The sequence below is a fragment of the Mesorhizobium sp. WSM4308 genome (assembly GCF_002294905.1).
Lineage (GTDB): Bacteria > Pseudomonadota > Alphaproteobacteria > Rhizobiales > Rhizobiaceae > Mesorhizobium.
On record NZ_NSFW01000001.1, the window covers coordinates 543,812 to 568,166 of the forward strand.

General features: G+C 61.9%; 16 protein-coding genes. 7 read left to right on the plus strand and 9 right to left on the minus strand.

Annotation, left to right across the window (positions count from 1 at the left end; translation table 11 throughout):
- Positions 1–68: 68 nt before the first annotated feature.
- The 7 genes from CK227_RS02580 to cyoA are packed head-to-tail and all read right to left on the minus strand — an operon-like array spanning position 69 to position 6,955.
- Positions 69–605: a response regulator transcription factor gene (locus tag CK227_RS02580; protein WP_179296128.1), complete on the minus strand. Its 537-nt coding sequence runs from the start codon at positions 603–605 to the stop codon at positions 69–71.
- Positions 595–1,947 (minus strand): ATP-binding protein, encoded by a 1,353-nt coding sequence (locus CK227_RS02585; RefSeq protein WP_095771372.1) that lies wholly within the window; start codon positions 1,945–1,947, stop codon positions 595–597. Before CK227_RS02585 ends, CK227_RS02580 begins: the two co-directional genes overlap by 11 nt.
- Positions 1,944–2,759, minus strand: coding sequence for an SURF1 family protein (locus CK227_RS02590; protein ID WP_245318051.1), 816 nt, complete (start codon positions 2,757–2,759; stop codon positions 1,944–1,946). Before CK227_RS02590 ends, CK227_RS02585 begins: the two co-directional genes overlap by 4 nt.
- Entirely contained in the window at positions 2,756–3,133 is a 378-nt protein-coding gene (gene cyoD, locus CK227_RS02595) for a cytochrome o ubiquinol oxidase subunit IV (protein WP_095771373.1), read from the minus strand. Before cyoD ends, CK227_RS02590 begins: the two co-directional genes overlap by 4 nt.
- On the minus strand, positions 3,130–3,756 hold the full coding sequence (gene cyoC, locus CK227_RS02600) for a cytochrome o ubiquinol oxidase subunit III (protein WP_095771374.1): 627 nt from the start codon (positions 3,754–3,756) through the stop codon (positions 3,130–3,132). The genes cyoD and cyoC overlap by 4 nt, the downstream gene beginning before the upstream one ends.
- 9 nt (positions 3,757–3,765) lie before the next feature.
- On the minus strand, positions 3,766–5,763 hold the full coding sequence (gene cyoB / locus CK227_RS02605; protein ID WP_095804124.1) for a cytochrome o ubiquinol oxidase subunit I: 1,998 nt from the start codon (positions 5,761–5,763) through the stop codon (positions 3,766–3,768).
- A gap of 10 nt (positions 5,764–5,773) precedes the next feature.
- Positions 5,774–6,955 carry a ubiquinol oxidase subunit II gene (cyoA, locus tag CK227_RS02610; RefSeq protein WP_095771375.1) on the minus strand — a complete coding sequence of 394 codons (1,182 nt, stop codon included), beginning with the start codon at positions 6,953–6,955 and terminating at the stop codon, positions 5,774–5,776.
- A gap of 215 nt (positions 6,956–7,170) precedes the next feature.
- Here cyoA and CK227_RS02615 point away from each other — a divergent pair, with 215 nt between their 5' ends.
- The gene (locus tag CK227_RS02615; protein WP_095771376.1) at positions 7,171–8,493 is read left to right on the plus strand and encodes an MFS transporter; all 1,323 of its coding nucleotides are present in this window, start codon (positions 7,171–7,173) and stop codon (positions 8,491–8,493) included.
- A 184-nt stretch (positions 8,494–8,677) separates the two neighbouring features.
- Here CK227_RS02615 and CK227_RS02620 read toward each other — a convergent pair whose 3' ends face one another.
- Both CK227_RS02620 and CK227_RS02625 read right to left on the minus strand, forming a co-directional pair.
- Complete coding sequence (locus tag CK227_RS02620) at positions 8,678–9,697, minus strand: NADP-dependent oxidoreductase (protein ID WP_095771377.1); 1,020 nt, start codon at positions 9,695–9,697, stop codon at positions 8,678–8,680.
- Positions 9,698–9,864: 167 nt separating this feature from the next.
- Entirely contained in the window at positions 9,865–11,394 is a 1,530-nt protein-coding gene (locus tag CK227_RS02625; RefSeq protein WP_095771378.1) for an MDR family MFS transporter, read from the minus strand.
- 119 nt (positions 11,395–11,513) lie between these two features.
- On the opposite strand from CK227_RS02625, the gene CK227_RS02630 reads away from it, so the two are divergent.
- The 6 genes from CK227_RS02630 (at position 11,514) to gspD (ending at position 24,353) form a co-directional block, all read left to right on the plus strand.
- Positions 11,514–12,152 (plus strand): MarR family winged helix-turn-helix transcriptional regulator, encoded by a 639-nt coding sequence (locus tag CK227_RS02630; RefSeq protein WP_095771379.1) that lies wholly within the window; start codon positions 11,514–11,516, stop codon positions 12,150–12,152.
- 438 nt (positions 12,153–12,590) lie between these two features.
- Positions 12,591–18,692, plus strand: coding sequence for an RHS repeat-associated core domain-containing protein (locus CK227_RS36610; protein WP_179296363.1), 6,102 nt, complete (start codon positions 12,591–12,593; stop codon positions 18,690–18,692).
- Between the two features lie 15 nt (positions 18,693–18,707).
- A complete protein-coding gene (locus CK227_RS02645) occupies positions 18,708–19,016 on the plus strand; it encodes a hypothetical protein (protein ID WP_095771380.1) in 309 nt (102 codons plus the stop codon).
- 228 nt (positions 19,017–19,244) lie between these two features.
- Complete coding sequence (locus CK227_RS02655) at positions 19,245–21,251, plus strand: RHS repeat-associated core domain-containing protein (RefSeq protein ID WP_095771381.1); 2,007 nt, start codon at positions 19,245–19,247, stop codon at positions 21,249–21,251.
- Between the two features lie 14 nt (positions 21,252–21,265).
- On the plus strand, positions 21,266–21,730 hold the full coding sequence (locus CK227_RS02660; RefSeq protein ID WP_095771382.1) for an Imm26 family immunity protein: 465 nt from the start codon (positions 21,266–21,268) through the stop codon (positions 21,728–21,730).
- Positions 21,731–22,226: 496 nt separating this feature from the next.
- Positions 22,227–24,353 carry a type II secretion system secretin GspD gene (gspD, locus tag CK227_RS02670; RefSeq protein WP_095771383.1) on the plus strand — a complete coding sequence of 709 codons (2,127 nt, stop codon included), beginning with the start codon at positions 22,227–22,229 and terminating at the stop codon, positions 24,351–24,353.
- Positions 24,354–24,355 lie beyond the last annotated feature (2 nt).

Here is a 24,355-nt window from a genome sequence, read left to right on the forward strand (position 1 = left end):
AGCGGCTTATCTGGGTTTGCTGCGGAATCGTCCTGCCGCACCACGACACTGAAGAACGATGGTTGAGCCTACCTCACCACGCGTTTCTCGAGCTTGCGGGCCAAAGTGCGCCGATGCAGGCCGAGCCGGCGCGCGGTTTCGGAGATGTTGAAGCCGGTCTCGACGAGCGTTTCGTGGATACGCTCCCATTCGAGGTTCTTGATCGAGGTGGGACGGCTGCTCAACGAGACGGAAACATCGCCCTCGGCCCTGCCGAAGGCGGCTTCGATGTCGTCGGTGTTGGCGGGCTTGGCCAGGTAATGACATGCGCCAAGCTTGATCGCCTCGACAGCCGTGGCGATGCTGGCGAAGCCGGTCAGCACGACGATCCTCATCGACGTGTCACGGGCGCTGAGCAGCTTGACGCATTCCAGCCCGGAGCCGCCGGCGCCAAGTTTGAGATCGACGACGGCGTAGGCCGGAACCGCTGTTTCGAGGGCGCCGAGCAGCTCATCCCTGCCGTGGCAGACGACGACGTCGTAGTCACGCTTTTCGAAGGAGCGCTTCAGCGTCTTCGCGAAGGTGGCGTCGTCCTCGACGATAAACAGGGATCGATCAGGCCTCATGATCATCTCCATCGGTCAGCGCCGCGAGCGGCAGCGAAAGCGTAACACAGGCGCCCTGCTCCATGTTGCGCGCCGAAAAGTCGCCCCCCAGCTTTCGAACCACGTTGACGACGAGGAAAAGGCCAAGGCCACCGCCCGGCCGTCCCTTGCTCGACATATAGGGCTGACCGAGTGCGGCCAGAATACCCTGGTCAAAGCCCGGCCCGCGGTCACGCACCGAAATCACCAGTTTCTCGCCCTGCCGCTCGGCGGCGACGCCGACCCAATCCTGCGATGCCTCCAGAGCATTGTCGAACACATTGGAGATGACCTGCTTCAGTGCCGTGTCGGAGACGATCTGCTCGTCAGGTTCGAAATCGTTCTTGTACTCCAGCTTGAGCGGCTGGCGGCTGACACGCCATTCCTGGACGAGATCGTCGAGGAAATGGCGGATGCTGGTGCGGATCGTGCCCTCTCCCCGCGCCTGCCCCGACGACATCAAGATGCCCGAGACGATGCGTTTGCAGCGTTCGATCTGCGCCTGCATTTCGGCCACGTCCCCGGCCAGTTCGCGGTTGCGCGTGACGCTGCGGATCTGGCGCCAGTCGGAGAGGATGACGGAGATGGTCGACAGCGGCGTGCCCAGTTCATGCGCGGCACCGGAGGCCAGCAGGCCCATGCGAACGATGTGATCCTCCTCGGCCGAGTGCTGGCGTAGATCGGCGAGATAGGCGTCGCGCTCGCGCAGATTGCGGTTGATGCGCGTCATGAAGATGACGATCAGGCCGGCCGCCAGCACGAAGCAGATGAACATGCCCCTGATATGCAGGGCCAGCAGGTCGCTGCCGCCGTGATGCGGGATGGCGATCGGCTGGAACTGGAACGTGAGGAAGACGAAGCAGGCGGAAGCGGCGGCCACCAGGCTCCAGGTGGACCAGGGTGTCAAAAGCGCGGCGCCAAGCGTGATCTGCAGCAGGTAGAGCGACACGAACGGGTTCGAGGCACCGCCGCTGAGGTAAAGCTGGGTCGTCAGCGCCGCCATGTCGAAGATGAGCGCGACGAACAGCTGGGCGTTGCTGATCGGCCGCTGGCCGCGCGAAGCGAGCAGGCTGAAGATGTTCAGCCCGACCAGGAAAAGCACCACCCCGGCCATCTCCCCCAGCGGCAGCGGGATGTCGAACCAGTATTGCGTCACCAGAATGGTGAGCACCTGACCCGCCACCGCCAGCCAGCGCAGCTGGATGAGCAAGAGCAGGTTCTTCCTGTTCGCCGCGTCGGGATCGGGAACCGCGCCGTTCCTGCCCGCAAGCGATGCGGCCGCGAAGGATTTGTCGTTGCGAAGCGTTTGCGTCGGGACGCTCATCGTGCCGGTCCTCGCCGCCGGCGGGCGCCAATCATCGGCGCGGCCAGGGCCGCGGCAAGCATCGCAGCGAGCGTGAACCAGGTCAAAGCATAGACGAGGTGGCTGTTGCGGAAAGTCACGACCGTCAGGCCGCCGCGCGGCCAGCCCGCGGATGCTTCCGCATCGACGAAATAAGGGGCGATGTCGTTCGTCAGGCCGCGCGTGGCTGCGATGGCGGCGACGTCGCGCGAATACCAGCGATTGCCCGCCGGATCATTGCTGCGCAGGAAGCCGCCGCCCGGCTCGCTCACGCGCAACAGGCCGTCGATGACCGTCGGCGAGCCGAGCCCGCCGCTTTCTTGTTCGAACTCGGCCTTGCGCTCCTGGGGAATGAAGCCGCGGTTGACCAGCACGACGAAGCCACGGTCGGTCCGCATCGGCGTCAGCACCCAATAGCCGCCGCCAAGCTCCGTCACCGCCTGCACGAGCGTGTTCTTGCCGCCCAAAAAGCGTCCGGCCAACCGCACATGGCTGTACTCGTAACCCGCGGCGGTCATGCCGCCCCATGTCGCCGGGCCTGGCGCATCGACAACCGGCGCATGGATGCGCTGGTCGACGCGTGCGATCAGGTCGAGCTTCCAGACCCGCCTTTCCAACTGCCATATGCCGAGCCCAACGAACACCGTCACGCCGAGGAGCCCAAGCAATGCGAGAAAAAGCCGCGACGCGGATGACCTGCCGGCATCCTTTCCTGGCGCGGCGGGCAAGCTGATGCCGGCCTGCCCGATCCTTACTTCGACAGTGGTCCTCCCCGCGCCCGGCGCCGGGCTCATGGCATCTCGCGCATGTCGTGAAGCCCGGGCATCATGTTGGCGTTGAGGTGGTACATGACCCAGAGCGAGCCGGTCAGCACGATGACGACCAGGATCAGCGTGAAGATCAGCGCCAGCATCGACCATCCGCCCTCCGAGGCGGTGTTCATATGCAGGAAGAAGACCATGTGGACGACGATCTGCACCACCGCGAAGGCCATGACGACGATGGCCGTGGCCTGCTTGTTGTCGATGGCGCCGCTCATGACCAGCCAGAACGGAATGGCGGTCAGGATCACCGACAGGACGAAGCCGGTCAGATAGCCCTTGAACGACCCGTGCGCGGGCCCGCCATGGCCGTGGCCGTGACCCGAGGCGTGATCATGAGCGCTCATCGCAACATCCCCATCAGATAGACGAAGGTGAAGACGCCGATCCAGACGACGTCGAGGAAATGCCAGAACATCGAGAGGCACATCAACCGGCGGCGGTTGGCCTCGGTGAGGCCGAACCGGGAGACCTGCGTCATCAGCGTCACCAGCCAGACGGTGCCGAAGGTGACGTGCAGCCCGTGCGTTCCGACCAGCGTGAAGAAGGACGACAGGAAGGCGCTGCGCTGCGGCGTGGCGCCTTCATGGATCATGTGTGCGAATTCGTAGAGCTCGATCGACAGGAAGGCCAGGCCGAACAGGCCGGTCACGGCAAGCCACGCTTGCGTCGCCGCGACGCGGCCCTTGTCCATGGTCAGCATGGCAAAGCCATAGGTGATCGAGGACAACAGCAGCATGGTGGTGTTGACCGCCACCAGATCGAGATCGAACAGGTCCTTTGGCGCTGGCCCCGCCGCGTAATTGCCGCCGAGCACGCCGTAGGCCGCGAACAGCATGGCGAAGATCAGGCAGTCGCTCATCAGATAGAGCCAGAAGCCGAGCATGGTGCTGCTGCCTTCGGCGTGCGCATGCTCTTCTTCCAGGTAGAAGACCGGTCCGGTGCCGGCCGCGGTTGCACTCGAATCCATGATCAAACCCTAGCCCTGGGCTGCGAGGAGCGTCGTCCTCGCCTCCTCCGTCTGCGTGACCTCGGCAGCCGGAATGTGGAAATCGCGGTGATAGTTGAAGGTGTGGCCGATCGCGGTGGCGATCAGGCAGACGAAGCTCAGCGCCGCCAGCCACCAGATGTACCAGATCAGGCCGAAGCCGAGCGCCACGCTGAAGGCGGCCAGGATGACGCCGGTGCCGGTATTGCTCGGCATATGGATCGGCTTGAAGCCGGAGAGCGGTCTGACATAGCCAGCCTTCTTCATGTCCCACCAGGCGTCATTGTCGCGCACGACCGGCGTGAACGCGAAGTTGTAGGCGGGCGGTGGCGAGGACGTCGACCATTCGAGCGTGCGGCCGTCCCAGGGATCGCCGGTCGGATCGGTCAGAGCCTCGCGCTTGCGGATGGAGACGAAGATCTGGATCAGGAACGCGGCGATGCCGGCGGCGATCAGCACCGCGCCGAAGGCGGCGATGACGAACCATATCTGCAGCGAGGGATCGTCGAAGACACGCATGCGGCGCGTCACACCCATCAGGCCGAGTATGTAGAGCGGCATGAAGGCGAACCAGAAGCCGACCACCCAGCACCAGAAGGACACCTTGCCCCAGAACGGATCGAGCCTGAAGCCGAAGGCCTTGGGCCACCAGTAGGCGATGCCGGCGAACAGGCCGAACAGCACACCGCCGATGATGACGTTGTGGAAATGCGCGATCAGGAACAGGCTGTTGTGCAGCACGAAGTCCGCCGGCGGCACGGCAAGCAGCACGCCGGTCATGCCGCCGACGACGAAGGTGAGCATGAAGGCCATCGTCCACATCATCGGCAGTTCGAAGCGGATGCGGCCGCGATACATTGTGAACAGCCAGTTGAATATCTTCGCTCCCGTCGGGATCGAGATGATCATCGTGGTGATGCCGAAGAAGGAATTGACGCTGGCGCCGGAGCCCATGGTGAAGAAGTGGTGCAGCCAGACCAGATACGACAGGATGGTGATGACCACCGTGGCGTAGACCATCGAGGTGTAGCCGAACAGGCGCTTGCCGGAGAAGGTCGAGGTGACCTCGGAAAAGACGCCGAACAGCGGCAGGATGAGGATGTAGACTTCCGGGTGACCCCATATCCAGATGAGGTTCACATACATCATCGGGTTGCCGCCGAAGTCGTTGGTGAAGAAGTTGGTGCCGACATAGCGGTCGAGCGCCAGCAGCGAGAGCACGGCCGTCAGCACCGGGAAGGACGCCACGATCAGCACGTTGGTGCACAGCGACGTCCAGGTGAAGACAGGCATGCGCATCATGGTCATGCCGGGCGCGCGCATCTTGATGATCGTGCAGATCAGGTTGATGCCCGACAGGGTGGTGCCGACGCCCGCCACCTGCAGCGCCCAGATGTAATAATCGACGCCGACATCCGGACTGTAGCCGATGCCGGAGAGCGGCGGATAGGCGAGCCAGCCGGTGCGGGCGAATTCGCCGACGAACAGCGAGGCCATGACCAGGATGGCGCCGCCGACCGTCATCCAGAAGCTGAAATTGTTGAGGAAGGGGAAGGACACGTCGCGCGCGCCGATCTGCAGCGGCACGACGAAATTCATCAGGCCGGTGACGAAGGGCATCGCCACGAAGAAGATCATGATCACGCCGTGGGCGGTGAAGATCTGGTCGTAGTGATGCGAATTGAGGTAGCCCTCGGAGCCGTTGAAGGCGATGGCCTGCTGCAGGCGCATCATGATGGCGTCGGAGAAGCCGCGCAGCAGCATGACCAGGCCGAGCACCATGTACATGATGCCGATCTTCTTGTGGTCGACGCTGGTGAACCACTCGCGCCACAGGTAACCCCACAGCTTGAAATAGGTGATGACGCCGAAAAGGGCGATGCCGCCGAGCGCCACCGCGACGAAGGTGGCGACGACGATCGGCTCATGCAGCGGCAGCGAGTCCCAGGTGAGACGGCCGAAAATGAATTTGGTCAGCGTATCGGGCATCGGCTGTCTCTCACAATTCGCGCCGCAGCAGGCCGAGCGACGGCGTATCCGCCTCGGCGCGACGGCTCTCGGTCCCGGGCCTCAGCAGCCCTGCCCCGCGCAGCGGGGAAAGGTTCCTGGCCGGCCAATCCTTTGGCGTCGCATCGCTGGTCGCGCGCGCCGCGGCAGCCGCCTCCTCCGCCGTGCAGATGCTGGCGACATAGGAGGGATCGTTGCCGAACACCGCACCACGCCGGGCGAGCTTGTCGTATTGCAGCGGCAGCGTGTTGCGCACACCGGCAAGACCGAGACCGCTCTTGGCGTCGATCGACATCATCTCGTTCATGCACATCTTGCCGCGCTCGACGCACAGATTGAGGATGGCGCCATAAAGGTCGGGATCGACGGAGGCATAGTGGCGGACCGGCTCGTTCTCGCTCGGCTTTTCAAGTTCGAGATAGTTGTCGCGGCTGAGCGCCGCCGACGCGGCCCTGGCCTGCGCCACCCACTGGTCGAAAGCCTGGTCGGACAGGCCGTGGAAGGCAAAGCGCATCCCCGAAAAGCCGGCGCCGCTGTAATTGGCCGAGAAGCCGCTATAGGTGCCCGGCCGATTGATGACGGCGTGCAGCTTCGTCTCCATCGCCGGCATGGCATAGATCTGCCCGGCAAGGGCCGGAATGTAGAAGGAATTCATCACCGCCGACGAGGTGATGCGGAAGTCGATCGGCTGGTTGACCGGCGCCGCCAGTTCATTGACGGAGGCGATGCCGTAATCCGGATAGATGAAGAGCCATTTCCAGTCGAGCGCCACGACCTCGACCCGGAGCGGCTTGTGCGCTTCAGTGACCGGCTGGCCGGGCTCGATGCGGTCGATCCGGCGGTAGGGATCGAGCAGATGCGTGCCGAGCCAGGTCAACGCGCCAAGGCAGATGATGATGAGCAGGGGCGCCGCCCAGATCACCAGCTCCAGCTTCGTCGAATGATCCCAGTCGGGCGCATAGGTCGCCGCGGTGTTGGATTGCCGATAGCGCCAGGCGAAAAAGACAGTCAGCGCCATGACCGGGATGATGATGACCAGCATCAGCAGGGTCGAGACCACGAGCAGGTCGCGCTGCTGGGCCGCGACATCGCCGGCGGGCGCAAGCACGACCAGATCGCAGCCGCTCAACAGCCCGGCCAGGGGGAATAGAAGCAAGGCTCCAAATCGTTTCATCAAACGCTGCCCTCGAAGGACCGCCACAACCGTTCATGTTGCAGTGCGGTATCGATCCAAGGGCTACTGCTCGCGGCGCCGTGGTGACATTGGACAATTTGTCCAATGCCCAGCAGGCATGGCTTTGGCGCAGTGTGCAGTGCACAATGGAACCCTTGGGGAATCCCCGGAATTGGGTTCCGGACACTTCATTCCACGCGGTGGCGACGGATAAGATGGCTCAGACTTCGACTGCCGAAACGAACAGCGAACTGATCGGCTCGCATCATGGCCAGGTCAGCGCGGGCGATATCGCGGTCGGCGTGATCGTCGGCAGGACGTCGGAATTCTTCGACTTCTTCGTCTATGCGATCGCCTCCGTCATCGTGTTTCCCAAGCTGGTGTTTCCGACGCACGATCCGCTCGTCGGCACGCTCTATTCCTTCTGCATCTTCGCGCTGGCCTTCGTCGCGCGTCCGTTCGGCTCCGTGCTGTTCATGGCCATCGACCGCGCCTATGGCCGCGGCGCGAAACTGACGATCGCGCTGTTCCTGCTCGGCACGTCGACCGTCGCCATCGCGTTTCTGCCGGCCTATGGCGAAATCGGTGCGGTCGCGGTGTGGCTTCTGGCGCTTGCCCGCATCGGCCAGGGGCTGGCGCTCGGCGGAACGTGGGACGGACTGCCCTCGCTGCTGGCGCTGAACGCGCCGCAGAACCGACGCGGCTTCTATGCCATGATCCCGCAGCTGGGCGCGCCGATCGGCCTTATCGTGGCAAGCTCCCTCTTCGCCTTCTTCGTCGCCAACCTGTCGGCCGACGACTTCTTCTCCTGGGGCTGGCGCTATCCCTTCTTCGTCGCCTTCGCCATCAATGTCGTGGCCCTGTTCGCCAGGCTGCGCATTGTCGTCACGCCTGAATTCTCGAAATTGTACGAGAGCGGTGACCTGCAGCCGACGCGCATCAGGGACACGATCAGGGCCGAGGGCCAAAACGTCGTGATCGGCGCCTTCGCGCCGCTGGCGAGTTTCGCCCTGTTCCACATGGTCACGGTGTTTCCGCTTTCCTGGGTGTTCCTGTTCACCAATGAGGGGCCGGCACGCTTCCTGATGATCGAGGCGGTGAGCGCGCTGTTCGGCATTGCGGCCATCGTCGCCTCGGGGCCGCTGGCCGATCGCGTCGGACGCCGTGCGCTGCTCGGCGGTTCGGCGATCGCCATCGCGACCTTCAGCGGCTTTGCCCCACAGCTCCTGGATGGCGGCGCCGTCGGCGAGGCGCTGTTCATGGTGCTGGGCTTCATCCTGCTGGGGCTGAGCTTCGGGCAATCGTCGGGCGTCGTCGCCTCGAGCTTTTCGCGGCAATATCGCTATACCGGCTCGGCGATCACTTCGGATCTGGCGTGGATGTTCGGCGCCGGCTTCGCGCCGCTCGCAGCCCTGCTGCTGGCCGGCAATTTCGGCCTCATCGCCGCCGGCGCCTATCTGCTGTCAGGCGCTGCCTGCACGTTGCTTGCCCTGTGGATCGACAGGCGCCGTCCGGCCGCGGACCGCCAGCCCGACTGATCCGCCCAATTCGCGAGTACGGATGGTGCGGCCGATTGCAAGGCCGAACCGGCCCGGCAGGCCATTGCCATGCTCGCCTGCCCAATACCGCATGCGTATTTTGCGCGGAAGGACCACAAGATGGACTCGAGCACCCTGCCGGCCAATCGGCCAGCGGGACGCCGCTTCGCTTTGCGAGATGCAGTTATTGCGCTACCCGCACGATGAGTTTGCCGAAGTTCCTGCCTTCGAGAAGGCCCAGGAAAGCGTGCGGCGCGTTCTCCAGGCCATCCACTATATCTTCCCTGTAGCGGACCTGGCCGGACGCGATCCACCCGGCCATATCGCGATAGAAGACGGAGCGCTGGTCGACAAATTCGCGCTGGATGAAGCCCCTGATCGTCAGGCTGCGGTAGAGCACTTGTTGCATCAGCGCTGGCAGCCGGTCGGCGGCGGAAGCCGCGATGGTGTTGTATTGAGCGATCAGCCCGCAGACAGGCACACGCGCGAACTCGTTGAGCAGGGGAAACACCGCATCCCAGACAGGACCGCCGACATTCTCGAAATAGACGTCGATGCCATCGGGACAGGCAGCCTTTAACTGCTCGGCGAAATTGTCGGCCCGGTGGTCGACGACCGCGTCGAAACCGAGCTCCCGTCGCACGAAGGCGCATTTGTCGGCGCCGCCGGCGATGCCAACGGCGCGCGCGCCCTTGATGCGTGCGATCTGGCCGACAGCCGAGCCGACCGCCCCGCTCGCCGCCGCCACGACCACTGTCTCGCCGGCCTTTGGCTGCCCGATGGTGAGCAGGCCGGCATAGGCGGTAAAGCCCGGCATGCCAAGCACGCCGAGTGCGGTGGTGACTGGAGCCGCCGCGGGATCGAGCTTGCGCAGCCCGACACCGTCGGACAGGGCGAAGCCCTGCCATCCCGAGTGCGACAGCACGATATCGCCTTCGGCGAAACCGGCATGGCGGGATCTGACGACGCGCGCAACGGTGCCGCCCTCCATCACGCCGTCGATCTCTACCGGCTTGGCATAGGATTTGGTGGCGTTCATGCGGCCGCGCATATAGGGATCAAGCGACAGATAGAGGATCTGCAGCAACAGTTCGCCCTCGCCCGGCTGGGTGATCCCAACGGACTCGATGCGAAAATCGCTCGGCTTCGGCCGGCCTTGTGGTCGCGCCGCAAGCACGATGCGAATGTTCGTTTCAGTCGACATTGGCTGCTCCCTTTGAACAACGTTCCACGCGAAGAACAGGTGGGGCTATTGGGCCGGGATTCTCGTGCGGCGTCGACCCCCTTATACTGTCGTCCGGTGCAAACGTCCTCGTCGGATTCGCTGCGACACCGCATGGCTGGAGGGTCGCCGCCGGGGGATGCTCGGGCTCAAGCCCGTTTCGGGATCTGGACATCCTCGAGCAGAAGCGTCAGCGCCATGGCGACGAAATAGAGCGCCGCCACCCAGATGAACATCACGTTGAAACCACTCGAATAATGGGCGAGCACCACGTCGCGGGCCGCGGCCGGCAGGCTTGACGCCAAATGCGGGGTCAGCCCGGTCAAGCCATCCGGCAGCAGAGCGGCGGCATCGGCGGGAAGCTGCGATGTCTGCCGGTTCAGAGCCCAGGTCATCACCGCGCCGTTCAGCGCCAGTCCCAGCGATGCCCCTATCGTGCGCGCCTGGGTGATCAGCGACGTCACCGCGCCGATATCCTGCAGCGGTGCCGCGGCCTGGATCGCCACGATCAGCACCTGGAACTGCAGGCCCATGCTGATGCCGAACAGGCCCATCATCACCGCCAGCACCCAGATTGGCGTGTGCGAATTGATGAAGACAAAACCTATCATCAACAGCCCGCCAATAGCCATCGCCACCACTGGCATCCATTTGTAGCGGCCGGTCGCGGCAATCACCCGCCCGGCCACGATCGAGATGACCATCGAGGTCAGGGAAGCCGGCAGGAATAGGAAGCCGACTTCGGCCGGACTGAGCCCGGTCAACGTCTGCATGTAGAGCGCGAAATAGAAGAACATGCCGAGCGTCACCGATCCGGCAACCACCGACACGCCCGAGACGATGCGCACTGTCGAATTGCCGAACAGCCGCAAGGGCACGATCGGCTCCTCGGCCCGCCGCTCGACCAGGATGAACGAGGCGATTGCCGCCAGCGCTACGACCGGCAGCACGAAGGTGAGCAGGTCCGGTCCGGCGGGGTCGAGCACATGATAGCCCCAATAGACGATTGCCGTGGTGCCGATGGCCAGCAGCAAGCCGCCCAGATAATCGATGCTGTGCCTCTTCTCGTTGAACCGGCTGCGCATGGCGAATGCCAGGATCGCCAGCACGACGATGCCGATCGGCAGATTGACCAGGAACACCCAGCGCCACCCGAACAGGCTGGTGATATAGCCGCCGGCCAAGGGACCGAGGACCGACGACAGCGCGAACACCGCCGAACTGTAGCCCTGGTATTTGGCACGGTCGCGCGGCCCGAACAGTTCGCCGATCATGGCGAAGGCCGAGACCATCAGGCCGCCGCCGCCGATGCCTTGCAGGACGCGCGCCGCGATCAGGCTCTCCATCGACCAGGCCATGCCGCAGACCAGCGAACCCAGCAGGAACAAGGCGATCGCCGTCAACACCACGTTCTTGCGGCCATACATGTCGCCGAGCTTGCCATAGAAGGGCGCGACGGCGGCGGTGGACAGCAGATAGGCGGCGCCGACCCAGCCGAACAGATGCAGGTTGCCGAGTTCGCCGGCAATGGTGGGCAAGGCGGTGACGACGATCTGCATGTCGATGGTGGCCATGAACATGGCGATCAGCGCGCCGCAATAGACGACCAGCGTCGTCATGTCGGGCCTGGCCACGGCCTCTGCGGGCGGTGCGTCCGGGAGGGTCGAGTCGATGCTCATGGGTGTCTCCGACGTTCGGGGGCCGGTTTATGTGCCCACAGCAGATATATGTCAACATCAAATATATGCTATAAGCATGTAATTGACATCGGCATATATTTTTGCTAGCGCGCTGTGGCATGAGCAGCAACGATACCGGGCCGGGCAAGGCCGACCGATTATCCGGCGTATGCCAGACGGATGGCGATCAGAATCTCGCCGATCTGGCGCGCAGCAACGGCCTGTCGGACGCGGCGGCCGACGCCGTCGCCGCCATCGATGCGGTGCTGAACAAGGTGCGCCGCTCCATCCAGCGCCGGGACTTCGGTCGCTTGATCCTGGCCCGCATCGACCCTTCGCTGGAGGTGAGCCATCTCGATGTGATCATCGCCATCGCGCACAATCCGGCCGTCGGCGACACGCCGCCGGACGAGGTGACGGTCGGCAACATCGCCGAGCGCCTGGGGATCGACCCGTCCCGCGCCAGCCGCATCTCGGCCGATATCGTCGAGCGCGGCTACGCCTTGCGCGTCGCATCGCAACTCGATGCCCGCCGCATTTGCCTCAGGCTCACCGCCAGGGGCGAGCGCCTGGTGAGCGCGGTGCGCCAGACCAAATGGCGGATTTTCGCCGAGGCACTGGCGCAATGGGACGAGCAGGAGCTGGTGACGTTCGCCACCCTGCTGGAACGCTTCGCCGGCTGGGCGATCGATGAAGCAGGGATGAGCAGGGCCGCCGACGCCGTCAAGCAGATGATGGACGAGACGGAACCGGTGTAGGGGCTGCCGGGCTCGACCGCCAGCCGGAGTTGGCGCGAACCGATGAAGCGCACGACAGGCGCGCGCATGGATCATTGCCGTCGAAGGCGATAGAGCTGGCGAAGAGTTGTCCGTGCCCACCCTTGGCGGATGACAAGTGCAGCGCTCGCCACCATGACATTCTCCGCCGCCTTTCTATGCCGGCTATGCATCATTCGAAAGATGCTCGATCCGTTCACTGAGCTTGCGCAGTGTTCTTTTTTCTCCCCCGAAAATAAGTCTGTGGATATTGGCCTGGCGACGAGAGCGTGTCGTATCCACCAAATGAAAGGTGCGTAACGATAAGCAACTTGGCTCGGGGGACTCATGAAACGGTTGCTTGTTGGCGCGGCAGTGCTTGTCGCGAGTGTCGTCGGCGCGGATATTTCTTCTGTCTCTTATATTAGCCGAAGTGCAGGAATGGCAGCACTTGCGCAGGAGAGCAAAAGCTCTTCCGCGACTGCAGGGAACTCTGCCGCCGGTTACGGCAATGGCGGAGCGGCGCTGGGAGCCGGCGGACAGGCCGCGGGCGGTCCGTCGAGTTCCCCGTCGTCGCAGTCCACCGGAGATGGTTCATCAGGAACCGGCAGCAGTCCCGATGCGGCGGCCAAGGTCGGCGCCAAGCCGGCCGACGCCAAGGCAGCCGGCGAGGGCACCAGCACTACGGATGGCACCAAGGCGGCCGACACCGAGACGGCCAAGACCAGCGATACCGAGGCCGCCCCGGAGGAGCCGTCGGCGCAGGCAATGGCTGCCGCGACCACGACGACCGACAGCGGCGATCCCGAGGCGATCGGCACACCGAAGGTCGATCTGCCCAAGGCCGCCGGCAACGGCAATCTCGGCTATGCCATCGGTATCGACGTTCCCGCCTTCCACGGCATCGAGCCGCAGATCGCGCTCAACTACAATTCGTCGCGCAAGACCAAGCTCGGCGGCCTCTACCAGGGCTGGCTCGGCTATGCCTGGGGGCTCGACGGCTTCGATGTCATCGAGCGGGCGAGTCCGGGCTATGGCATGCCCGAGTTCCTAGCGACCGATATCTTTCTGCTCGATGGCCAGCCGATGTTTGTTTGCACGGCCGGCATGGTCTCGCCGTCCTGCTCGAACGGCGGCAACCATACGACCGAGAATGAAACCTATCGCCGCATGGCGTACAGTTCGGCAGCCAATGAATGGAAGGTGACCGACAGGGATGGTACGGTCTCGACCTTCCAGTCGGTGGCGGCGGTCGCGGGCATGGCGGCCTCTGACCTTGCCACGAACTATCGCTGGCTGCTGACCTCGGTCACCGACACCAACAACAACACCGTCAGCTACAGCTACTCCTGCCCGGCGAGCCCGGTCTGTTATCCCAACATGATCACCTACAATAGAACGGTGATCGGTTTTCATTACGAGACGCGGCCCGATACGATCCTGATGGGCAATGGGCGCGACATCTCCGAGACGACCCGACGCATCAAGTCGATCAGTGTCTGGGTCAACAACGTGCTGCGCACCGCCTACAAGCTCACCTACGACCAGGCGCCATTCTCCAACGCCTCGCGGCTCACCGCTGTCACGCGCTACGGCAGCGATGCGACCGTCGCCGCCGACGGCACCATCACCGGCGGCACCGCGAAGGTCATGGCCCAGATGACGTATCAGAATACCGATGGGGTGTATGGGACGGTGTCAACCTCATTTGCAGGACGAGGAGATGTGTCCTCGCCGAGGGAGGTCGGGGATTTGGATGCTGATGGCCGAGATGAGATCTTTGGCGACGCCATCCAGACAGTGGATACTTGCACGCACAATCAAGGTCCTTGCCCGGCGCTAAAGCGGACCAAATACATATACAAATTCAGTTCCAGTGGAACCCTGGCGGAGACAGTGTCCCTGGTTCTGGACACGCTCGACAATACCAACAGTGATTCGATCCCCCCGGGGTATTTGTCGCAACCTGGTCGCTTTCTGGCCACCAAGAACACCACGGACTTCGCGGATTCTGCTATCCAGAACTACGTCAATGGCGCAACGGGCCGGGTCACCTATACGACGACGAACTCTATCATCATGACAGATGCCTCGCTGGGCCTGACGAGAACCATCTGCCCAACTTCGCTCGCCGGTTACCAAGCCATTTGCAATGCATTTCCAACCAGTTCGCCATGGACCAAACCGTCAACATGGATCGTGACGGATTTCGATGGTGATGGCGTTGACAGCTTGAATGCAGGGAGTGAGCCCCTGGGCATTGGCGATTTCCTCGGCAACGGCCGGCAACAGCCACTGTACACATACGGAAGCTCCGTTGGGAAAGGCGTCCTTTCGGATGGCGCCTGGCAGGGCGGCGGGACTTCCTTCGGGATCGCCTGCCCCACAAAATGGTATACCGGCAACGGCACCTGCGTTCTTGCAGATGTCAATGGCGATGGGGCGACCGATATTTTCCGCTACAACGGCTCCAACATCAGCGCCGGAGTGTGGCTGTCGACTGGTATTGGCTTCAAGAGCTACACGGTCTCCTCCATGGCGGGGACATCGGCTGTTCTGCGTGACTTCGACAATGACGGAAAGTCTGACGTCATCACGATCGGAGGCACTGTGACCAGTTCTCAGGGCCGGACTGGCCCGGTCAGGGTGTTTTCGCTGCGGCCGTCGTCGACGGCGATGACGCCGGCGGAGTTCACGTTGCCTTCGTCGATGACGGCCGGCACGGTGGTCGGCGACTTCAACGGCGACGGCTTGCCGGACTTCCCTGGGTTCATTTCGAACGCCGGCACGGGCAATCCGAACCTGCTGAAGCAGATCATCACGGAGCTCGGCGGCACGGTCGCGGCCGAGTACACGCCGTCCTCTACCTGGACGAACAACTACCTGCCGCAGGTGGTGCATGCGGTGACGAAGCTCTCCGTCAGCGACGGCCGTGGCCAGACGGCGGTGAGCACCTATCAGTATGCCGGCGGCAAGTATGACCCGGCGGCGCGCAAATTTTTGGGCTTCGCCTCGATCGTCGAGACAAAACCGCTGGCCAATGGCGAGACGGCACCCTCGACGGTGACGACCACCTATCGCCAGGATCTGGCAAGCTATGGCCTGCCGTCGCTGACGGTGTGGAAGGATGGCGCGGGCACGGTGCACAAGCGGGTGGCCGAGACCTATGCGGTCAACACGGCGGCAAAGCCCTACACCGTGCAGAACACGGCGACCGACACGACGTTCATCGAGAATGTCACGTACACGCTCCGGGTCGAGCGCGGCTTTGACGCCTATAACAATGTCGTCAGCCTCAAGGACTATGGCCGCACGGACGCCAGCGGCGACGAGACCTGGACCCAGAAGTGGTTTGCGCCCAACACCAGCGCCTACATCGTGTCGCTGCCGCGCATCGAGACCGCGCAGGCGGGCCTCGACAATTCGTTCCCATTCATCCGCTACAAGGCGAGCTTCTATGACAACCAGCATACCGATAACAACACGCCGCCGACCAGGGGTAACGTAACCTGGACAGCGGACTACAATGATCTCTACGGCACGCCGCAGAAGGCGACGCATCAGTTCTTTACCTATGACAGCTATGGCAACAAGATCTCGGCCACCAACGGTCTCGGCCACAAGACCGAATGGGACTATGACGCCACCTATCACCTCTACCCCGTAACCGAACGGGCACCGCGTTACTTCGCGACGGGCGGGCAGACCGCCGATACGCGCTTTGTCTCGACCGCCACCTACAATTCTGTCTGCGGCCTGCCGGCGACCAGGACCGACTTCAACGGCCTGGTGAAAACCTTCACCTACGATCCGTTCTGCCGTCCGTATCAGATCTCGCAGAGCGTCACCGGCGCCTATGTCAGGACGCAGTTCTTCGCCGAAGGCGATCCGAACAATCAGCGGTTGATCAAATACACGCCGCTGCCCAATGGCGCGGGTGAGGACTTTACCGTCTCCCGCTATGACGGGCTTGGCCGGGTCTATCGCGTGGAAGCCCCCGGCGATACCGCCGCTGCTCCAAGGCGCTTCACCGAGACCGACTATGACCCGCGCGGCAATGTGCTGCGCACCGCGTTTCCGCATTTCACCGACCAAACGCCGCAGTGGACCACCAACAGCTACGACTGGGCCGACCAGCTGACCAAGACCGTCAATCCGGATGGCAGCCAGCGCAGCTATCTCAACGACCTGGCCACCGCGCCCACCACCACCCCGCGACTGCATGGCACGACAATGACCGACGAGCTCGGCCACCAGACCCGAACGGCATGGTCGACGCGTGGCGATGTCGCGGGCGTGGTTCGTGACTTCGCCGGTCTTCAGCTGGCGCAAACCCGCACCTTCGACGTGCTTGGCCGGCTGGTCGGCCTTACCGACACCAGCGGCTCGACCTGGACCTACACTTACGACATGCTCGGCAACCGGCTGTCGGCGACCGATCCCGATCTCGGCACCTGGACCTACGCCTACGATGCCGCCAACCGGCTGATCAAACAGACCGATGCCAGGGGCGTGGTCACCAATCTCAGCTACGACCAGATGGACCGGCTGACGCTGAAGACGGCAACGGCACCCGGCGGCAGCCCGGTTGTGCTCACCCAGAACACCTATGACCAGGCGGCTCCAAGCTATTGGTACAATATCGGCCAGCTCACCACCTCGACCAATGCGGCGGCGACGCACAGCTACAATTATGACGGGCTTGGCAAGCTCGGCCGGCATGACACGACGATTGCCGGCCTGACGCACATCACGGTCGATATCCACGATCGCTCCGGCCAAATGATCCTGAAGAATTATCAGGCGCCGTCGGACCTGTGGTTCGGCACTTGGGACGACCCGCTGCAATACACCGCCGGCAACAGGCTCTACTCGGCTCCCGGCTTCATCACCTCGACCGTCTACGAGGCCGATGGCCAGACCAAGGAGATCACCTACGCCAATGGCGTCAAAACCGCCTTCGCCTATTCGCCGACCCGCCGCTGGCTGACGCGCGTCACCACCGCGAAGGGCGCGACCGTTCTCCTCGATGAGCAATATGCGCGTGACAATCTTGGCCGCATCACCACCGTCACGGGGCGGACACCCTCCGACAGCTGGAATTATGGCTATGACAATGCCGACCGGCTGATCTCAAGCACCAACCTGGGCAACGCCAGCTTGAGCGAAAGCTTCGTCTATGCCGCCAACGACAATCTGCTCTCACGCAGCCGTGTGGCCGGCACCTATGTCTATCCCTCGGCGGGCGCGGCTCGTCCGCATGCGCCAACCGCGGTCGGCAGTAAGACTCTCGCCTATGACGCCAATGGCAATCTCACCTCCGACGGCAGCCGCACGCTGAGCTGGGACGAGGCCAACCGGCTGAAGACGGTCAGCCTTGCCTCCAACACCGTCAACCTTGCCTATGGTCCTGACGGAGCGCGGGCGAAGAAGAGCTCGAGCTTCGCCACGACCCTCTATCCCGACGCCGATGTCGAGATCAATCCGGCGACACCGGGCGCGGAAATCTACACCCGCTATCCCCATCCCGACATCAAGGTCGTCAACGGCGTCAAATATTTCCTGCACCGCGACCACCTGGCCTCAGTGCGCATGGTCACTGATGCCTCGGGCGCCATCGTCGAGCAAACCAACTACGCCACCTACGGCGAACGCCTCAACACCGGCTTCCAGACGCAGAAGAGCTACATCGGCGAACGCTTCGATCCCGAGACCGGGCTGCTGTATCTGAATGCACGCTACATGGATCCGGTGCTGGGGCGGTTTATTTCGCCCGATGATTGGGATCCGACGCTGCCGGGGGTTGGGACCAATCGGTATGCCTATGCGCTGAATGATCCGGTCAATAAAGGCGATCCAAATGGTCACGCCATCGATCCAAACGAAGGTAAGGCTCCATTGGCAAACGAGGCAGGCGGGGGGAACAAGGTAGCAGACAGCAGCGCCAACTCTAAAGATATGAAAGCAACTGCAGACAAGGCAGCCAATGACCTGTCCGATCTGGGATTCAAAGGGAAAAACAAGGCCGCGGTAGGCGATCATGTAGTTCAGGACGACTTCGGCGATTTCGGGTATGAGCCTGTGACCGCAGGAAAACTCGGCCCAACCTCGGCACCAATCTGCGGCGGCGCTTGTGCGGCACCCGGTGATTTTGGAGGACCGGGATACTACGCTCAGGACGCTGTCGGCATGAAAATGAACGCGCCGGTGCCTGAAAACCTGCCGGCCGCACCTGACTTCATCGTAAACTCCAAGGGTGTGGCTATGCCAGTTCCCAAAGGCTCTGCGCCTGTGCCTCAACCTTTCGTAAATCGTTCGGGAGCGACAACAGGGAGCGCTTTTGTCGATGGTGTGGGCCCTACAGCGAAACCTATGAATTTACGAATGATGGATCCAACACCTGCCAAGGGCAGAAGTCCTGGCTATCCAAACGGATATTCAACATATTCTGCGCCACAGACAAATGGCGCTCTGCAAACTGTCGATCCCTACACGGGCAAGACAATATCTCGAGACAACCCTTTCGCCCATATATCAAATTAAGTGAGGTCTTTGAACATGAACCTTCTTGGCGAAAAATTGCTTGGGAAAGAGCTAAAGGCGGTGGTGAAATCGGGAGATACTTGCGAAATCCAGTTCTCTGATGGTAGCGCTTTCACAGTATATACGGCGATATGTTGTCGTATTGACAGCGAACCGATTACGCTCAAAGTAGTATCAGTCCGAAACAAAGAGGAAAAAATCACCATAACATTCAATGGAAATTCATTCATCGATATATTGATGGACGAAAATCTGATCTCCTCCCCTGAGATATTTGTATACCACGACAGCGACGGTCAGATAATTGTTGAGACTGTAAAATGAATGTTAGTGGAATTACGGTGATACTGCTGTAATTACGGCGACAGTGCACTAATTGCCTGTCATGCTCGCTATGGAAGTCCGTCACTCCTGGATTGAGTACATGACTCGCCTTGCCCGTATTGTCGTCCCCGGTCTGCCGCATCACGTGATGCAGCGGGGCAATGGCCGCGCCTAGGTGTTTTTCACGCCCGAGGTCTACGCACTCTACAAGACTCTGCCGATCCAGCATTGCCGCGCCGCCAATGGTTGCTCCTGAAGACCCCAACCGCACCTGGCGGCAGCCCGGTTGTGCTGACCCAGAACACCTATGACCAGGCGGCTCCAAGCTATTGGTACAATATCGGCCAGCTCACCACCTCGACCAATGCGGCAGCGACGCACAGCTACAATTATGACGGGCTTGGCAAGCTTGGCCGGCATGACACGACCATTGCCGGCCTGACGCACATCACGGTCGATATCCATGACAGGTCCGGCCAAACGATCTTGAAGAATTATCAGGCGCCGTCGGACCTGTGGTTCGGCACTTGGGACGACCCGCTGCAATACACCGCCGGCAACAGGCTCTACTCGGCTCCCGGCTTCATCACCTCGACCATTTACGAAGCCGATGGCCAGACGAAGGAGATCACCTACGCCAATGGCGTGAAGACAAGCTTCACCTATTCGCCGACGCGCCGCTGGGTGACGCGCGTCACCACCTCGAAGGGCGCAACCGTTCTCCTCGATGAGCAATATGCGCGTGACGCTCTCGGCCGCATCACCGGCACCACGGGGCTCACTGCCTCCGGGAGCTGGACCTATGGCTATGACAACGCCGATCGGCTGACCTCAAGCACCAATCTGGGCAACACCAGCTTGAGCGAAAGCTTCGTCTATGCCGCCAACGACAATCTGATCTCACGCAGCCGTGTGGCCGGCAGCTATGTCTATCCCGCGGCCACATCCCCTCGCCCGCATGCACCCGTCAGTGTTGGTGCCAATGCGATGGCCTATGACGCCAATGGCAATCTCACATCGGACGGCAGCCGCACGCTGAGCTGGGACGAGGCCAACCGGCTGAAGACGGTCAGCCTCGCCTCCAACACCGTCAACCTTGCCTATGGTCCTGACGGAGCACGGGCAAAGAAAACATCGAGCTATGCGACGACGCTCTATCCCGACGCGTCCGTCGAGATCGACCCGGCGACACCGGGCGCGGAAATCTACACCCGCTACCCCCATCCCGACATTAAGGTCGTCAACGGCGTCAAATACTTCCTGCACCGCGACCACCTGGCCTCGGTGCGCATGGTCACCGATGCCTCGGGCGCCATCGTCGAGCAAACCAACTACGCCACCTACGGCGAGCGCCTCAACACCGGCTTCCAGACGCAGAAGGGCTATATCGGCGAGCGCTTCGATGCCGAGACCGGGCTGCTTTATCTGAATGCGCGGTACATGGATCCGGTGCTGGGGCGGTTTATTTCGCCGGATGATTGGGATCCAACCAAGGAAGGGGTTGGGACTAACCGGTATGCGTATGCTCAGAACGACCCGGTGAATAGGAGCGACGCCAATGGGCACGGTGCCCTGGATGCGGTTAATGCTTACAATGCCGCGAAAAGCTTGTTGGGAGGCAATGACAGACAGGGAGGCACGGACAACTCCAACCCCCAATCATCAGGCCCTCCAGACGACACATCCGGCCCCCCGTCGCTCTTCGACAATGCTCGGAAAGCCTATCTTGCTCAGGGAAAGTTGCAGCTTGGGGCGTTGATTACTGCTGGTTCAATAGCCTTCGGGGCTGGATCGGATGTAATCACCGATGGCGCGGCAGTGCCGGCGACCACAGCGCCCGCAGTCGCAGGCACTTTATTGGGTGCCGGTGTGATGGCCGATGCGATGAAGGACCTCAAGGACGCACTCTTTGGTCCATCGTATATGTCTAACAACGTCCCCAAAGGAGGCACATACTCGCTAAGAAATAAGGCCGGTGACGTTTTGAGGACAGGGCGGACAAACAATTTTGCCAGACGAGCTGCTGAGCATGCTCGCCTTGACGCAACTAAAGGACTTACATTCACACAAGAGCATCTCACCGACGTATTAAAAGAGCAGAGAGGCCTCGAGCAAATGCTGCACGAACACTACGATCCGCCTATGAATAGTATTTCTCCAATAAGTCAGCAAAATAGAAATATAAATGAATATATGAATGCTGCTCGCGATTTCATCAGTCGGCTTGGCGAATAAAGGGAGTTAAAAAAGTGCGAAAACTACCCTATAGAGAAGGCACCTTATTTGCCGTTCCGTTGAGATCAGGTGGCTATGGGCTTGGCCTGGTAGCCCGTATGGCCCCAATGGGAAAGATTATTTTAGTATATCTATTTGGACCGATGCGTCTGGAATTGCCAAACGCGGATGAATTAAATGACATAAGTCCAGATAACGCGGTCAGATGCCTCCGATGTGGCGATCTCGGTTTAATTAATGGAAGTTGGCCAATTATTGGTCAAATGAAGAACTGGGTAGAGAACAAATGGCCTATGCCAAACTTCGTTCACAAAGAAAGTCTTTCTAACCGAATTCTTATTCGAAAATACTCTGATTCTGACCCATCGAAGCTGGAGGGTCAAGCTAGCGTGGCTTCAGCAGGCGATTTGGAGCGGGACGGTTTACATGGATATGAAGTCGTCGAATTGATTCTGACCGAGCAGCTGAAACCCCATTGATCAAGGAATCACGGTAACGATGTGAGCTATGTTGATAAAATTACAATGACGGTGCACTTTTTTGCCACGAATTACGGTGACAGTGCACCTTTTGCCCTGCTCGCTAGCCTGCCGCTGTGTTTAGATTAACTGCATGGCTCGCCTTGCCCGTATTGTCGTTGCAGGTCTGCCGCACCCACGTGTGACGCAACGCGGCAACGGGCGCGCCAAGGTGTTTTTCACGCCCGAATTACGGTGAGAGTGCATTTATTGCCAGACCGTCTTGACACCCCAGCCGCCAAAGCCACGCCACCTCTGTAGTCCAAAGCAGCCCCGAACGAGACCAGGTCGCTCTTCTGGAGCGCAAGCGCTGTCCACCGACCCCCAAATCGAACACATTCTTCTCCCGACCTTTCCCCTCCCCCACCTACCCTGTGGATAGACCCCGAACACCGCCATCATTCCCGACATCCACTCGCAAGAAGCCCTAGACTGAAGCCCTTGGGGAATCGGGTGGATGTCGAGCAAGCCGAGTCGTTGCGTCGTGTTGTTCACGCTGCTGGCTGTTGCCGGCTGCACCTCCGCGCCGGGCAAGGACTTCTTCACCGAGACCATCGACAGCCTGCATGCCAAGAACTCGCCGCTGCGGGCGGGCTATAGCGGGCCTGCCGCCGTCACTTCGGCGTCGAACGCGGCACAGCGCTTCAACGGCGCGCAGTATCAGGGCACTGGCCAGTTCGTCTCGTCGGGCGCCCCGGTCACCAAGGTGACCAGCGATGGTTCCGGCAAGTTCGAGCTCAATCTGGTCAATGCGCCGATCGCCGACGCGGCCAAGGCGGTGCTGGGCGATGCGCTGCACCTCAACTACATCGTCGACCCGCGCGTGCAGGGCACCGTCACGCTGCAGACCTCGCAGCCGGTGTCGCAGGATGCGCTGGTCGATATCCTGCAATCGGCGCTGGCGGTGAACGCCGCCGGCATCACCAGCCGCGGCGGCACCTACCAGATCGTGCCGCTGTCGGAGATCATGGCCAGCACGCCGCCGGTCAGCGTGCCGTCGACCTCGCCGTCCGGCCCCGGCGTCAAGGTGCAGGTGCTGCAGCTGCAATTCATCGCCGCCGACGAGATGAAGACCATTCTGGAACCGATCACCCGCCAGGGCTCGGTGCTGCGCGTCGATTCCACCCGCAACATCATCACCGTCGCCGGCAGCGACAGCGACCTCAATGCGATCCGGGAGGCGGTTTCGGTGTTCGATGTCGACTGGATGCGCGGCATGTCGGTGGCGCTGCATCCCTTGAAGACCTCCAAGCCGGAAGCGGTCGCCGCCGAACTCGATTCGATCTTCGGCACCAAGGACGGTCCGGGCGCCAAGCTCATCCAGTTCATCCCCAATGACAGGCTGAATTCGGTGCTGGTGATCACCTCGCGCCCGGCCTATCTGGCGCGCGCCGCGACCTGGATCAACAAGCTCGACAGGCTGGCCGAGACCAATGAAAGCCAGCTCTTCGTCTACCAGATCCAGAACCGGCCGGCCAAGGAACTGGCATCGGTGCTGAGTTCGGTTCTCGGCACCACGGTGAAGACCGAAGGCCAGTCGGGCGGCTCGAACGTGTCGCCCGACCAGACGCCGATCGCCATGCAGTCGGACGGCGTCACGCCGGCGCCGCTGACCGGGCCCTCGCCCTCGCTGCCGCAGCAGGACAACGAGGCGCCCGCCCATGCCACTGTCGTCGCCGATGTCGAGAACAATGCGCTGCTGATCCAGACCACGGCGCGCGACTACCAGCGCATCGAGCAGATCCTGACCAAGGTCGACGTGCTGCCGACGCAAGTTATGCTGGAAGCGGTGATCGCCGAAGTCACGCTCAACGACGACCTGAAATACGGCCTGCGCTGGTTCTTCGAGAATGGCGGCACCAAGGTCTCCGTGACCGACGTGGCCAAGGCCGCCGCGGCGGCCACCCTGCCCGGCTTCAACTGGAGCTATGCAACCGACAACATCCAGGTGACGCTCAGCGCACTTTCCAAGATCACCGACGTCAACGTCATTTCGGCGCCCACCATCATGGCGCTCAACAACCAGAAGGCGATCTTGCAGGTCGGCGACCAGGTGCCGATCCTGACCCAGCAGTCGCAGGACACCGGCAACGGCAGCGCGCCGATCATCAACTCGGTCCAGATGAAGGATACCGGCGTCATCCTGACGGTGACGCCGCGCATCAACAATGCCGGCAGGGTCATGCTCGACATCCAGCAGGAGGTCAGCAACGTCACCAAGACGGACAGTTCCGATATCGACTCGCCAACCATCCAGCAGCGCAAGATCCAGACGCGCGTGCTGGTCAATGACGGCGAGAGCCTGGCACTGGGCGGCCTCATCCAGCAGAACAACAGTGTCGACCGCAGCCAGGTGCCGATCCTTGGCGACATCCCGATCTTCGGCAATGCTTTCAAGCAAAAGAACGACACCATCAGGCGGACCGAATTGATCATCTTCATCCGGCCGCATGTCGTGCGCGACATCAATGAAGCCCGCGAGGTGACCGACGAATTCCGCGGCAAGATCAGCCTGCAGACGCCGATCCAGAAACGGCGCGGCGGCACCAAGCTGCAGCAGGATCTGAAGAGGCTGGCATATTGACG

What these genes read in the sequence shown, in the direction of transcription:
- CK227_RS36610 (WP_179296363.1), top strand. Translation starts at nt 12,591, where the DNA reads ATGGCAGCACTTGCGCAGGAGAGCAAAAGCTCTTCCGCGACTGCAGGG.
- CK227_RS02615 (WP_095771376.1), top strand. Translation starts at nt 7,171, where the DNA reads ATGGCTCAGACTTCGACTGCCGAAACGAACAGCGAACTGATCGGCTCG.
- gspD (WP_095771383.1), top strand. Translation starts at nt 22,227, where the DNA reads ATGTCGAGCAAGCCGAGTCGTTGCGTCGTGTTGTTCACGCTGCTGGCT.
- CK227_RS02585 (WP_095771372.1), bottom strand. Translation starts at nt 1,947, where the DNA reads ATGAGCGTCCCGACGCAAACGCTTCGCAACGACAAATCCTTCGCGGCC.
- cyoC (WP_095771374.1), bottom strand. Translation starts at nt 3,756, where the DNA reads ATGGATTCGAGTGCAACCGCGGCCGGCACCGGACCGGTCTTCTACCTG.
- CK227_RS02580 (WP_179296128.1), bottom strand. Translation starts at nt 605, where the DNA reads ATGAGGCCTGATCGATCCCTGTTTATCGTCGAGGACGACGCCACCTTC.
- cyoD (WP_095771373.1), bottom strand. Translation starts at nt 3,133, where the DNA reads ATGAGCGCTCATGATCACGCCTCGGGTCACGGCCACGGCCATGGCGGG.
- CK227_RS02620 (WP_095771377.1), bottom strand. Translation starts at nt 9,697, where the DNA reads ATGTCGACTGAAACGAACATTCGCATCGTGCTTGCGGCGCGACCACAA.
- CK227_RS02590 (WP_245318051.1), bottom strand. Translation starts at nt 2,759, where the DNA reads ATGAGCCCGGCGCCGGGCGCGGGGAGGACCACTGTCGAAGTAAGGATC.
- CK227_RS02630 (WP_095771379.1), top strand. Translation starts at nt 11,514, where the DNA reads ATGAGCAGCAACGATACCGGGCCGGGCAAGGCCGACCGATTATCCGGC.
- CK227_RS02645 (WP_095771380.1), top strand. Translation starts at nt 18,708, where the DNA reads ATGAACCTTCTTGGCGAAAAATTGCTTGGGAAAGAGCTAAAGGCGGTG.
- cyoB (WP_095804124.1), bottom strand. Translation starts at nt 5,763, where the DNA reads ATGCCCGATACGCTGACCAAATTCATTTTCGGCCGTCTCACCTGGGAC.
- CK227_RS02625 (WP_095771378.1), bottom strand. Translation starts at nt 11,394, where the DNA reads ATGAGCATCGACTCGACCCTCCCGGACGCACCGCCCGCAGAGGCCGTG.
- cyoA (WP_095771375.1), bottom strand. Translation starts at nt 6,955, where the DNA reads ATGAAACGATTTGGAGCCTTGCTTCTATTCCCCCTGGCCGGGCTGTTG.